General features: G+C 63.6%; 12 protein-coding genes. 8 read left to right on the plus strand and 4 right to left on the minus strand.

The features are described from left to right. Positions 1-203 precede the first annotated feature (203 nt). Both ACODSZ_RS16230 and sbcB read left to right on the plus strand, forming a co-directional pair. Positions 204-803 (plus strand): YqhG/Tai3 family protein, encoded by a 600-nt coding sequence (locus tag ACODSZ_RS16230; protein WP_488928047.1) that lies wholly within the window; start codon positions 204-206, stop codon positions 801-803. A gap of 138 nt (positions 804-941) precedes the next feature. Further along, positions 942-2378: an exodeoxyribonuclease I gene (sbcB, locus tag ACODSZ_RS16235; RefSeq protein WP_488928048.1), complete on the plus strand. Its 1437-nt coding sequence runs from the start codon at positions 942-944 to the stop codon at positions 2376-2378. Between the two features lie 31 nt (positions 2379-2409). Here sbcB and ACODSZ_RS16240 read toward each other — a convergent pair whose 3' ends face one another. Together ACODSZ_RS16240 and ACODSZ_RS16245 are read right to left on the minus strand one after the other, a co-directional pair. Next, positions 2410-2736 (minus strand): DUF3861 domain-containing protein, encoded by a 327-nt coding sequence (locus ACODSZ_RS16240; RefSeq protein WP_488928049.1) that lies wholly within the window; start codon positions 2734-2736, stop codon positions 2410-2412. A gap of 34 nt (positions 2737-2770) precedes the next feature. Beyond that, entirely contained in the window at positions 2771-3397 is a 627-nt protein-coding gene (locus tag ACODSZ_RS16245) for a PadR family transcriptional regulator (RefSeq protein WP_175344048.1), read from the minus strand. Between the two features lie 241 nt (positions 3398-3638). Between ACODSZ_RS16245 and ACODSZ_RS16250 the strand changes: the two genes are divergently transcribed. Further along, complete coding sequence (locus ACODSZ_RS16250; RefSeq protein ID WP_175344049.1) at positions 3639-4235, plus strand: peroxidase-related enzyme; 597 nt, start codon at positions 3639-3641, stop codon at positions 4233-4235. A 4-nt stretch (positions 4236-4239) separates the two neighbouring features. On the opposite strand, the gene ACODSZ_RS16255 is transcribed toward ACODSZ_RS16250, so the two are convergent. Further along, positions 4240-4740 carry a nucleoside 2-deoxyribosyltransferase gene (locus ACODSZ_RS16255; protein WP_175344050.1) on the minus strand — a complete coding sequence of 167 codons (501 nt, stop codon included), beginning with the start codon at positions 4738-4740 and terminating at the stop codon, positions 4240-4242. 55 nt (positions 4741-4795) lie between these two features. Then, positions 4796-7261, minus strand: coding sequence for an acyl-CoA dehydrogenase (locus tag ACODSZ_RS16260; protein ID WP_488928050.1), 2466 nt, complete (start codon positions 7259-7261; stop codon positions 4796-4798). A gap of 240 nt (positions 7262-7501) precedes the next feature. On the opposite strand from ACODSZ_RS16260, the gene ypfJ reads away from it, so the two are divergent. The 5 genes from ypfJ (at position 7502) to ACODSZ_RS16285 (ending at position 11887) form a co-directional block, all read left to right on the plus strand. Then, a complete protein-coding gene (gene ypfJ / locus ACODSZ_RS16265; protein ID WP_175344052.1) occupies positions 7502-8383 on the plus strand; it encodes a KPN_02809 family neutral zinc metallopeptidase in 882 nt (293 codons plus the stop codon). Positions 8384-8414: 31 nt separating this feature from the next. Next, a complete protein-coding gene (locus tag ACODSZ_RS16270; protein ID WP_488928051.1) occupies positions 8415-8795 on the plus strand; it encodes an MAPEG family protein in 381 nt (126 codons plus the stop codon). A gap of 14 nt (positions 8796-8809) precedes the next feature. Then, positions 8810-9094, plus strand: a complete 285-nt coding sequence (locus tag ACODSZ_RS16275) for a hypothetical protein (RefSeq protein WP_488928052.1) — start codon at positions 8810-8812, stop codon at positions 9092-9094. Positions 9095-9234: 140 nt separating this feature from the next. Continuing rightward, entirely contained in the window at positions 9235-10479 is a 1245-nt protein-coding gene (locus ACODSZ_RS16280; protein WP_488928053.1) for an MFS transporter, read from the plus strand. 25 nt (positions 10480-10504) lie between these two features. After that, a complete protein-coding gene (locus tag ACODSZ_RS16285; RefSeq protein ID WP_488928054.1) occupies positions 10505-11887 on the plus strand; it encodes a NarK family nitrate/nitrite MFS transporter in 1383 nt (460 codons plus the stop codon). Positions 11888-11987 lie beyond the last annotated feature (100 nt).

Consider the following 11987-nt stretch of genomic DNA (forward strand, 5'->3'; position numbering starts at 1 on the left):
GGCAATGTGTTCCCGGCCTTCCTGTTGCGACCGGACGCTTAAGATATGGCTCTGGCATGCTGGGAGGCTTGCGCCCGCCTGGCTGACTGTGCAAGGGCACGCCAAAAATAGCAAAATGACCATAGCACCACGAAACAACACGCCAGCGCCATCCTGTGCCTGGCCCAGGGAGAATCGGATTGAAGCGGATCGGTAAGACACTCATGGTCGCCACCAGCCTGCTGCTTGCAGCCTGCTCGGCCAATGAAGAGGGCAAGGCCAAGGAACTGGTCACGGAGTTCTACCAGACCCATGCCTCGAACCGTCCCTCGGGCGCGCTGACGCTCAGGGAACTGATTACCTTCCGCCGTTTCCTGTCGGTGCCGCTGTTCGACCTGTTGAAGGATGTCTCGGTGGCCCAGGAGGCCCGCGTGGCGCAGTCGACAGCCGAGCAGGCGGCCGATCCTGATGCCGAGCCCTTGCCGCCGCTGGTGCAAGGGGATTTGTTGACGGGCAATCCGAATGGTGCCTCCACCTTCCGGGTGGTCCGCTGCGAAGCGCAGGAGCGCGAGGCCACTTGTGCCGTGGAGCTGATCTTCAGCGACGCCAAACTGCAATCCCCGGTCAAATGGACCGACAAGCTCATGCTGGCCCGTGATGCCCGCGGCTGGGTCATCGACAACATCGAGTACGCCGGTGGCAATGCGCCCATGCGCAGCGGCACGTTACAGGATGCCCTGCGCAAGGTCTTGCAGCGCGACGCCGCGCCGATAGCGCCGATGGTACCGCTGGCCCCCGCCACGCCTGCCGCCCCGGAGAAATGAGCCCGGGCCGGTAACGGCCGCTGTGGCGCTGCGGCGCCTCGCAAGAATCCGACTTCGTCCCGCGCCCTGCCGCTCTGCATGCTGGCAAGGGCGACACAAGGCTCTATAATCGCGCGATTCCCTCAGAAGCCCGCTGCGATGTCCAATCACACCTTCCTCTGGCACGACTACGAAACCTTTGGCGCCGTGCCGCGCCGCGACCGGCCTGCGCAGTTTGCCGCCGTGCGTACCGATGCCGAGCTCAACGAGATCGGCGAACCCATCATGATCTACTGCAAGCCGGCCCCGGACTACCTGCCCGACCCGGTATCCTGCCTGATCACCGGCATCACGCCGCAGCACTGTCTGGAACACGGCATGGCCGAACACGAATTTGCGGCCCGCATCGAGCAGGCGCTCGGAGAACCCGGCACCATCGGCGTGGGTTACAACACCATTCGTTTCGATGATGAAGTCACACGCTTCATGTTCTGGCGCAACCTGATCGATCCCTATGCCCGCGAATGGGCCAACGGCTGCGGCCGCTGGGATTTGCTGGACGTGGTGCGACTGACCTATGCGCTGCGCCCGGAGGGCATCCAGTGGCCAACCAAGGAAGACGGCAGCGTCAGCTTCAAGCTGGAGCACCTCTCCAAGGCCAATGGCCTGGCCCACGACGCCGCACACGACGCACTCTCCGATGTGCGCGCCACCATCGCGCTGGCGCGCCTGATCCGCCAGCACAACCCGCGCCTGTTCGACTTCGCCCTGGCCTTGCACAAGAAGGACAAGGCAGCTGCCGAAATCGGCTTGCCGGCGGCCAGACCCTTCCTGCATGTGTCGGGCATGTTCCCCGTGGCCAATGGCTGCCTGGCCCTGATGTGGCCGCTGGGCATGCACCCGACCAACAAGAATGAAGTGATCGCCTGGGATCTCGGTCACGACCCCGGCGAACTGGCGGGCATGGATGCGGCCACGGTGCGCGAACGCATGTTCACCCGGCGTGATGAACTGCCGGAGGGCATGACCCGACTGCCGGTCAAGAGCATTCACCTGAACAAGTCGCCGATGGTGGTGGGTAGTCTCAAGACGCTCTCCGCCGAGCGCGCCGGCCAATTGAACATCGATGTGGACGCGGCCCTGCGCCACGCCGAAAAGGCCGCCGCCCTGCCCGATTTGAGTCCGCTGTGGCGCGAGGTCTACCAGCGCGAGCAGGAAGGGCCGGTGGACGTGGATGAAGATTTGTACGGCGGTTTCATCGGCAACGCTGACCGCCGCCAGCTCACGCAGCTGCGCGCCCTGCCGGGGCAGGCACTGACTGGTGCCAGCGTGGCCTTCGATGACAGGCGATTGAATGAAATCCTGTTCCGCTATCGCGCCCGCAACTTCCCCGAGACCTTGAGTCCCGAGGAAGCACAGCACTGGGAAGAACACCGTGCCGCACGCCTGTTCGAGGGTGCCGGTGGTGCACGCACCGTCGCGCAGCTGTTCGAGCAGATCGACCAGTTGCAGGAAGAGGCGGATGACGAACGCACCCAGGACATCCTCGCTGCGCTGTATGACTATGCGGAGATGATTGCGCCGGCCAATCAGTAAGCAGCAGGCCCGCAGGCGTGCCTGTTGACTCTTATTCGGCGGCAGGTTCGCCCTGCGCTGCGTCGGCGGCCTTGCCCTGCGACTTCAGCTTCATGATGAAGTCGCGCAAGGCTGGGCCGATCTCCTCGAACAGCGGATGCTTGCGGTTCTTGAGGATCACTTCCCCGAACAGCTTCAAGCCCAGCGCCAGCTGCGCGCTGGTGTCACTGTCGAATTGCCCGTTGCCACGCAGGCGGGAGACGATAGTGAAGAGATCGTCATGGTTGCCCGCCTCGAAACTCAGGGGTGCGTGCAAGGGCTGTCCCTCCGAGGCCGTAGCCAGGTGCTCAAGGGTGATGCGGTAGCGATGCTCTCTCATATGAAGTTCCTTTCCAAATTCTGAACCCGCCGGCTCAGACCCGTTCCACCGCCACGGCGGCGCGGTCGATGATGTCGATGATGGCATGCAGTTCTTCCTTGGCCAGCTTGCCCTTGGCCAGGCGCGTATGCAGGGCCATGCGGAAGTTCTGCACGGCGCGGCGCAGTTCGGGCGAATCGGCGTCGGGACGTTCCTGGCGGCGCAGCTCGAACTTGCGCAGCACCTGCTGCAGCAGCTCGGCGTTTTCCTGTTCTTCCAGATAGGCTCGGCCCTCGGCGCTGAGGGTGTAGAGCTTCTTGCCGCCTTCCTCGCCCTGCACCGAGGCATGGCCCATTTCTTCCAGCAGGGTCAGGGTCGGGTAGATCACGCCAGGGCTGGGGCTGTAGCCACCGCCCACCAGTTGCTCGATGGCCTTGATGATGTCGTAGCCGTGGCGCGGCTTTTCCTGCAGCAGATGCAGCATCACGATGCGCAAGGCGCCCTGCTCGAACATGCGCGCGCCGCGTCCGCCGCCTTCACGGCCGCCGGGGCCATGATGGCCACGCGGACCGCGCGGCTCGCCGTCTTCGAACAGGCCGCCGCCATGATGCCCACGGTCGTGACGCTGGTGCTTGGGGCCGTGGCCGGGTTGGCCGGGTTGATGAAATAAATGCTTGAACATGGTGTTTCCTTCTTGTCAGGTTGCCAATGCAGCGACTGACGCACGCTGCGTGTCGATCGATATAGCCAAGATATATCTTAATCATCTGCATTTCAAGATATATCTTAATAATATTTTCAAATAGTATTCTGAGGGCAATATGAAGCAAAAAGCTTCACCGTCAGTCCGGCGACATTAGCTGCGGGCCAGAAGTGCTAAGGTCTTGACATCACACCCACAACAAATGAACAAGGAGACACGCATGCCCCAAGCCACCACCCCCAATGCGCCCATTGGCCGCTTCCCCATCCCCGATCTTCATACGCTGCCGGAGGATATCCGCAGCCGCATCCTGGCCGTGCAGGAAAAGTCCGGATTCATCCCCAACGTGTTTCTGGTACTGGCGCATCGGCCGGATGAATTCCGCGCCTTCTTCGCCTATCACGATGCCTTGATGGACAAACCCGGCGGGCTCACCAAGGCCGAGCGCGAGATGATCGTGGTGGCCACCAGCAACGCCAACCAGTGCCAGTATTGTGTCGTGGCCCATGGGGCGATCCTGCGCATCCGCGCCAAAGATCCGCTGCTGGCCGACCAGGTCGCCATCAACTACCGCAAGGCCGACATCAGCGCGCGACAGAAGGCCATGCTGGAGTTCGCCATGAAGGTCTCGGCCAGCGCCTGGGCTGTGAATGATGAGGATTTCGCCACGCTCAAGGCGCATGGCTGGGAAGAGGAAGACGCCTGGGACATGGCCGCCATCGCGGCCTTCTTCGGCATGTCAAACCGGCTGGCCAACGTGACCAGCATGCGGCCCAATGAAGAGTTCTACCTGATGGGACGCCTGAGCCCGCAATGAAGCATCAGCGCTGGCCGCCGTGCCAGCGCGCCACCCGTTGCAGGCAGGCGTGCAGACCGTCCTGCACCAGTTCGGCGGCATGCGCCAGCATGAGATTGCGCGGCAGTCCGAAATCCTCGATCAGCATGCCTGCGCGGCAGTAACCCGGTTCGGCTTGCGGCACCTGATGCAGCAGGTCCTGCGCCGGCGTGTTGTAGCACCACACCTTCTTGCCGCGCCCGACGGCGTATCCGATCTCGAAGACCGTGCCCGAGTCGGGTTCGTGCCCGCGAAAATCGCAGACATTGGCCACGACGTAATCGGCGGAGTCGATCAGGGCCACATTGATCTGGTAGATGCGGCGCGCCACCTCGGCCTTACTGTCGCCGCTGACCTCGTCGTCACCGGGGCACAGGGCGACCAGCCCGAGTTCGGCGCACCACCGCTTGATCTGCAGTTTGTGCTGCGCATAATCGCGCTGGAAGACATCGGGGCCGGCCAGGTAGATGCGAGGCTGCGGGGTCATGGTTGATCCTGTGGAATACGCGGGAACCGGCAGGATAACGCAAACCTTCATCTCCTCATGAACGCAGTTGCGCCACAATCTCCGCGCGATCGAAATCTGCGCCGAAGTCATCGACCTGCACGCTCTGGTCGCCATAGCGGGCAAAGGCATCAAGCGCGTCCTTCTCCTGCTGCGAGATCAGCTGGCGTTCCAGCGCCAGCGCACTCCAGGCCGGGACTTCCAGCAGGCTCTGCGGCATCGGCGGCAGCTTGCCCTCCTTGATGTCGGCCTTGAGCCTATGCTCCAGTTGCTGCACCACCGGCGTGAGCATGAAGGCTTTCTCGCCGCAGGCCAGCGGGTCACCATCGCGCGGGACATAGGCATCGGCCACCAGCCGGTTGCGGCTCTCGCCCGGCGTCTGCATGGCCTTGGCCACGCGTGTGCCCAGCACGTCCGAGGGCTGGCGGTAGGGCCGGCCAAGCGGGAAGATCAGCACCCGCAAGAGCAGCGCGATGACCGGATTGGGGAAGTTGTGCAAGACCTCGATGATGGCTTCCTGGGCGCGATGCAGCGCATCCTGCACCGACCAGTCCACGTAGAGCAGATCCTCCTCCTGCCGGCCCTCGTCCTCGAAGCGTTTGAGTACCGCAGAGACGAGATAGAGCTGCGAGACCACATCGCCCAGCCGTGCCGACATCCGTTCACGGAACTTGAGGGTGCCGCCCAGTACGCCCATGCTCACATCGGTGAGCAACGCAAAGGCCGAGGACAGATGCACCACCGCGCGGAAGTAGCTTCGCGTGGCGCCTGTCGCATGACTTGAGGAAGGCAGCAGCCAGCCACGGCTGATGCCGCCCACGAAGCTGCGCGCCGCATTGGCCGCGACGAAGGAAAGGTGGGCGAAGAGCAGCCGGTCAAATTCCTGCACGGCGCGTTCGCGGTCCTCGTCAGCAGCGGTGGCCAGTTCCTGCAACACATAGGGATGACAACGGAGGGCGCCCTGGCCGAAGATGATCAGGCAGCGCGTCAGGATATTGGCGCCCTCCACCGTGATGGCAATGGGCACCTGCTGGTACACCCGCGCCAGGAAATTGCCCGGCCCCATGCAGATGCCCTTGCCGCCGATCACGTCCATGCCGTCATTGACCACCATGCGCCCGCGCTCGGTGACGTGGTACTTGGAAATGGCCGAGATGACCGAAGGCTTCTCGCCGGCATCCACCGCCAGTGCCGACAAGCGGCGCGTGGCATCCATCATGTAGAGATGCCCGCCCATGCGCGCCAGGGCTTCCTGCACGCCTTCGAACTTGCCGATCTCGATCTTGAACTGGCGTCGCATGGCGGTGTAGGCACTGGTACCGCGCACGGCCAGCTTGGAGAAGCCGACGCTGGAGGAAGGCAGAGAAATCGCCCGCCCTGCCGCCAGACATTCCATCAACATGCGCCAGCCGCGTCCGACCTGCTCGGCACCGCCGATCACCCATTGCATCGGAATGAAGACATCGCGCCCCTCGGTCGGCCCGTTCTGGAAGACGGCATTGAGCGGCCAGTGGCGACGTCCGGTGATCACGCCCGGATGAGCGGTCGGGATCAGGGCGCAGGTAATGCCCGGCTCGGCATTGCTGCCCAGCAGTCCATCCGGATCACGCACGCGGAAGGCCAGGCCCAGCACGGTCGCAATCGGTGCCAGGGTGATGTAGCGCTTGCTCCAGGTCACCCGGAAGCCCAGGGTTTCGCGCCCCTCATGCTCGCCCTTGCAGACGATGCCCACATCCGGAATGGCCGCCGCATCCGAGCCCGCATAGGGACTGGTCAGCGCGAAGCAGGGAATTTCCAGGCCCTGGGCCAGGCGCGGCAGGTAATGATTCTTCTGGGCCTCGGTCCCGTAATGCAGCAGCAACTCCGCCGGGCCCAGCGAATTGGGCACCATCACCGCGATGGCCGCCGCCGAACTGCGCGAGGCCAGCTTCATCACCACCTGCGAATGCGCATAGGCCGAGAACTGCTTGCCGCCATATTGACGCGCAATGATCATGCCCAGAAAACCCTTGTCCTTGATGAACTGCCAGGCTTCGGGCGGTAGGTCCTGGGTCTTCACGCTGGTCTCCCAGTCGCTGACCATGGCACACAACTGCTCGACCTCGTTGTCGAGGAAACTCTGTTCTTCCGGCGTCAGGCGCGGTGCGGGCAGCTCGAAGAGGCGCTTCCAGTCCGGCTTGCCCGAGAACAGCTCGGCATCCCACCAGACGGTGCCGGCCTCGATGGCATCGCGCTCGGTAGCCGACATGCCGGGCATGATCTTGCGGAACAGGTCCAGTGCCGGGCGCGTCATCAGCGACTGACGCACGGACTTGATGGCCACCAGCAGCGTCGGCGTAAAGAAGAGGATGGCCAGCAGCACCAGCACCGGCAATTCAATACCGGCCAGGCGCGCGCCCAGCCAGATCAGGACAGCCTCGGCCACCAGCCAGATCCAGGCGCCCGCGCGCATCATCATGAGGGCCAGTGCGCTGGCGATGAGAAGAATGAGCCAGATGATCATGTCGCCTCCTGTGCTGTTGTCATTGCGGATGAGGGGTGCAGGCCGTGACACAGTGTGGCACCGAATGCCGGCAGCGCCAAGCCGACATCCCGCTAGCCGGTCGCCTCACCCTACCGCGCCAGCTCATCCGGCGCAATCGGACAGTGCAGCCTGCCCCGGTCAGACAACGCCGGACAAGCCGCCGCCCATGCCATCCATTACAATCCCGGCATTGCAGCGTGCAGCAGCGGAGAACACATCATGAAATGGGAAGGCAATCGCGAAAGCGACAACGTGGAAGATCGCCGTGGCGAGGATGGCGGCGGGGGCGGCGGCTTTGGCTTCGGCGGACGTTCCATCGGGCTGGGCACGGTTGCGGTGGCCCTGGTGGCCTCCTACTTCTTGGGCATCAATCCACTGACCATGCTCAACCTGCTCTCGGGCGGTGGCTCGCCAGCGCCGGTGCAGCAGCAGGCGCCCTCCCACAAGCCTTCGCCCAACGACCAGATGGCGCGCTTCGTCTCCACCGTCCTGGCCGACACCGAAGATACCTGGGGCCAGATCTTCGCCAGCAATGGCAAGCAGTACGTGCGGCCCAAGCTGGTGCTCTTCTCCGGCAGTACGCCCACCGCCTGCGGCACCGGCCAGACCGCCACCGGTCCCTTCTACTGTCCCGGTGACCAGAAGGTCTATATCGACCTGTCTTTCTATGAACTGATGAAGCAGCGCTTCAAGGTCTCCGGCAATTTCGCGCAGGCCTATGTGATCGCGCATGAAGTGGGGCACCACGTGCAACACCTGATGGGCATTTCCGACAAGGTCGATGCGGCCCGCCGCAATGCCAGCGAGAAGCAGGCCAATGCCATGTCGGTGCGACTGGAGTTGCAGGCCGACTGCTTTGCCGGAGTCTGGGCCTATCATGCCAACCAGGCCCGCCACATTCTCGAAGAAGGCGATATCGAAGACGCCCTGCATGCCGCCTCGGCCATCGGCGACGATGCCCTGCAACGCCAGGCGCGCGGCGTGGTCGTACCGGATTCCTTCACCCATGGCAGTTCGGCGCAGCGCGTGAGCTGGTTCAAGCGCGGCATTGCCCAAGGCAAGGTCAGCGCCTGCAACACCTTCGCTGCCAAGGACCTCTGACCTCTGATTTCACAACAAGGAGACGCAAGGCATGACCCTATCCTACTGGTGCATCCTGGTGGCCGGCCTGATGCCGGTCCTCACCATCGCCGTGGCCAAGTATGGCCGACGCGACTTCGACAATGCCGAACCGCGCGCCTGGCTGGACAAGCAGACCGGCGTGCGCCGCCGTGCCGACTATGCACATCGCAACCATTTCGAGGCCTTCCCCTTCTTCGCCGCCGCCGTGCTGGTGGCGCAGCAAGTGGGCGCGCCGCAAGGGCAGATCGACATCGCCGCACTGGTCTTCATCGCCGCCCGCCTCCTCTACACGGTGCTGTACCTGGCGGACAAACCCTCGGCCCGTTCGGCGGTGTGGATCATCGGCTATCTGAGCGTGATCGCGCTGTTCGTCATTGCTGCGCGTACCTGAGAGAGGAGCCCTCGATGAACCACCCCGCCGCCTCCCGACTGCCCCTCATGCGCGATGCCCTGGACGCCCTGCGCGCAGGGCGTGGCGACATCGCCACCCTGTGCAGCACCTGGCGCGCGCAGGAAGAGGTGATGAACGCCCTGCCCGCCCGCTATCGCCAGGTCGCCGAAGACCTGCTGGCGCGACTCGAAGCCGGCAGCCTCTTCACCGAAGAAAGCTGCTCCTTCAGCCAGAAGGACCTCACCGACAGCCTCTCCACCTGGCTGGACAAGGCGCAGCAGACGCTGGCCGCAGGCTGACCGGCCCCGCCGGAAGACCTAGTTCTTCCGGCCTCCCCCCTCCTCCTTTTTCCTTCACCTTCCTCACCATCGGACCAATGTTGCCTGCCCGCCGTGATCGATAAGCTGGACTGCATCGATCACCATCCGCAGGAGGCTTCATGTCCGACCAAAGCCGGGCCTATGGCGTACTGGGTTCCAGTACGCTGGCCTTTACCGTCTGTTTCACCATCTGGGTGATGTTCGGGGTCATTGGCATTCCCATCAAGAATACCCTGCACCTGAACGAAACCGAATTCGGCCTGCTCACCGCCATGCCGGTGCTGACCGGTTCACTCATCCGCGTGCCCCTGGGCATCTGGACGGACCGCTACGGCGGCCGCATCGTCTTCTTCATCCTGATGCTCTGCACGATCGTGCCGATCTGGCTGATTTCCTATGCCACCGCCTTCTGGCATTTCCTGGTGTTGGGCTTGTTCGTGGGCCTGGCCGGTGGCTCCTTCTCGGTCGGCACCCCCTATGTGGCGCGCTGGTTCAAGAAGGAGCGCCAGGGTCTGGCCATGGGCGTGTTCGGCGCCGGCAACTCGGGCGCGGCGGTCAACAAGTTCATCGCCCCGGCCCTCATCGCCGCTGGCGGCTGGGCCCTGGTGCCGCAGGTCTATGCCGGCCTGATGTTGATAGCGGCGCTGATCTTCTGGTTCTGCTCCTCCACCGATCCCAGCCACCAGGTGGCGTCCGATACCCGCTTCATCGACCAGGTCCGCATGCTCAAGGAGCCCAAGGTCTGGCGCTACTGCCAGTATTACTCGGTCGTGTTCGGCGGCTACGTGGGCCTGAGCCTGTGGATGGTCAAGTACTACGTCACCGAATATGGTTTCGATATCAAGCACGCCGCCCTGCTGGCCGCCTGCTTCTCGCTGCCGGGCGGTGTGCTGCGCGCCATGGGCGGCTGGCTCTCCGACAAGTACGGTGCCAGCAAGGTCACCTGGTGGGTGATGTGGATCTGCTGGGTGGCTTTCTTCCTGCTGTCCTATCCGCAGACCGATTTCACCATCCTGACCGTAAGCGGCCCGCAGACCTTCCACCTCGGTCTGAACCCGGTTTTGTTCACGGTGCTGCTGTTCGTGGTGGGCGTGGCCATGGCCGTAGGCAAGGCCTCGGTCTTCAAGTTCATCTCGGACGACTACAGCAGCAACATCGGCGCCGTCTCCGGCGTCGTCGGCCTGGCCGGCGGGCTGGGCGGATTCATCCTGCCCATCCTCTTTGGCATCGCGCTCGACCTCACGGGCGTACGCAGCTCCTGCTTCATGCTGCTTTACGGCACGGTCTGCTGCTCGCTCGTATGGATGCACTTCCAGTTCCGTGGCGAGACGACGATGACCTCCAGTGCGCCGCAAGCCCACTGATCCCTTCCTCTGACAAGGACTCATCATGAATCACGTATTACAACGCTGGGAACCGGAAAACCCCGAGTTCTGGCACAAGCAGGGCCAAGCCGTCGCCCGTCGCAATCTGTGGATCTCGATCCCCTGCCTGATGCTGGCCTTCGCGGTCTGGATGCTATGGAGCGTGGTGGCGGCCAACCTGGACAAGGCGGGCTTCCATTTCAGCAAGGACCAGCTGTTTTTCCTGACGGCCTTGCCGGCGCTTTCGGGCGCCACGCTGCGCATCTTCTACTCCTTCCTGGTACCGGTCTTCGGTGGCCGCAAGTGGACTGCCATTTCCACCGCCAGCCTGCTGATCCCGGCCATCGGCATGGGACTGGCGCTGCAAGACCCGAGCACCAGCTATTCCACCCTGCTGGGACTGGCGCTGCTGTGTGGGCTCGGTGGCGGCAACTTCAGTTCCAGCATGGCCAACATCAGCTTTTTCTTCCCCAAGGCGCGCAAGGGTTACGCCACCGGCATGAATGCCGGTATCGGCAACCTGGGCGTGTCGGTGGTGCAGTTCGTCACACCAATGGTGATTTCCTCGGCCGTGTTCGCGGCCTCGATATCGGGTCAGGGTTTCCTCTTCCATGATCCCAAGAGCGGTGTGGAGAGCACCTTCTGGCTGGCCAATGCCGGGTTCATCTGGGTACCCTTCATCGTCGCGGCCACCCTGGCGGCCTGGTTCGGCATGAATGACATCGCCTCGGCGCACGCCTCGCTGGCCGACCAGGCGGTGATCTTCAAGCGCAAGCACAACTGGCTCATGTGCTGGCTGTACGTGGGTACCTTCGGCTCCTTCATCGGTTTCTCGGCGGCCTTTGCGATGCTGATCAAGGCCGAATTCCCCGAGGTCGCGGTGGCGCAATACGCCTTCCTCGGCCCCCTGGCCGGTGCCCTGGCGCGTCCGCTGGGCGGCATGCTGTCGGACCGCATCGGCGGTGCGCGCCTGACCTTGTGGGTATTCCTGGCCATGGGCCTGGCCATCCTGCTGGGCATCCTGCCAGCCTTGCATACGCACCACTTCGTCCTGTTCCTGGTGTCCTTCATCGTCATGTTCATCCTGACCGGCCTGGGGAATGGCTCGACTTTCTGCATGATCCCGCTGATCTTCCAGACCGAGCGTGAACGCGCCGCCCAAGGCCAAGGCGAAGCTGCCCTGCAGCAGGCGCGCCTGGATGCGGCCAAGGAATCGGCCGCCGTGCTGGGCTTCTCCGGTGCCATCGGCGCCTATGGCGGTTTCTTCATCCCGCAGAGCTTCGGCACCTCCATTCGCATGACCGGCGCGCCCGACATGGCCATGTTCATTTTCGTGGGCTTCTATGCCAGCTGCATGCTGATCACCTGGTGGTACTACGCGCGCCGCGGTGCGGAGATGCCTTGCTGAGAACAGACCTGGGGCCTGCCTAGGGCCTGTTCACATTCAATCTGTGAGTGCGAGAGGTCGCCAAGCGTTGACTGCCTAGGCGCGGCGACGCGCCGTGGTG

This window comes from Herbaspirillum sp. FG34 (genome assembly GCF_057809315.1).

What these genes read in the sequence shown, in the direction of transcription:
- sbcB (WP_488928048.1), top strand. Translation starts at nt 942, where the DNA reads ATGTCCAATCACACCTTCCTCTGGCACGACTACGAAACCTTTGGCGCC.
- ACODSZ_RS16240 (WP_488928049.1), bottom strand. Translation starts at nt 2,736, where the DNA reads ATGAGAGAGCATCGCTACCGCATCACCCTTGAGCACCTGGCTACGGCC.
- ACODSZ_RS16255 (WP_175344050.1), bottom strand. Translation starts at nt 4,740, where the DNA reads ATGACCCCGCAGCCTCGCATCTACCTGGCCGGCCCCGATGTCTTCCAG.
- ACODSZ_RS16250 (WP_175344049.1), top strand. Translation starts at nt 3,639, where the DNA reads ATGCCCCAAGCCACCACCCCCAATGCGCCCATTGGCCGCTTCCCCATC.
- ACODSZ_RS16270 (WP_488928051.1), top strand. Translation starts at nt 8,415, where the DNA reads ATGACCCTATCCTACTGGTGCATCCTGGTGGCCGGCCTGATGCCGGTC.
- ACODSZ_RS16285 (WP_488928054.1), top strand. Translation starts at nt 10,505, where the DNA reads ATGAATCACGTATTACAACGCTGGGAACCGGAAAACCCCGAGTTCTGG.
- ACODSZ_RS16245 (WP_175344048.1), bottom strand. Translation starts at nt 3,397, where the DNA reads ATGTTCAAGCATTTATTTCATCAACCCGGCCAACCCGGCCACGGCCCC.
- ACODSZ_RS16260 (WP_488928050.1), bottom strand. Translation starts at nt 7,261, where the DNA reads ATGATCATCTGGCTCATTCTTCTCATCGCCAGCGCACTGGCCCTCATG.
- ypfJ (WP_175344052.1), top strand. Translation starts at nt 7,502, where the DNA reads ATGAAATGGGAAGGCAATCGCGAAAGCGACAACGTGGAAGATCGCCGT.
- ACODSZ_RS16230 (WP_488928047.1), top strand. Translation starts at nt 204, where the DNA reads ATGGTCGCCACCAGCCTGCTGCTTGCAGCCTGCTCGGCCAATGAAGAG.
- ACODSZ_RS16280 (WP_488928053.1), top strand. Translation starts at nt 9,235, where the DNA reads ATGTCCGACCAAAGCCGGGCCTATGGCGTACTGGGTTCCAGTACGCTG.
- ACODSZ_RS16275 (WP_488928052.1), top strand. Translation starts at nt 8,810, where the DNA reads ATGAACCACCCCGCCGCCTCCCGACTGCCCCTCATGCGCGATGCCCTG.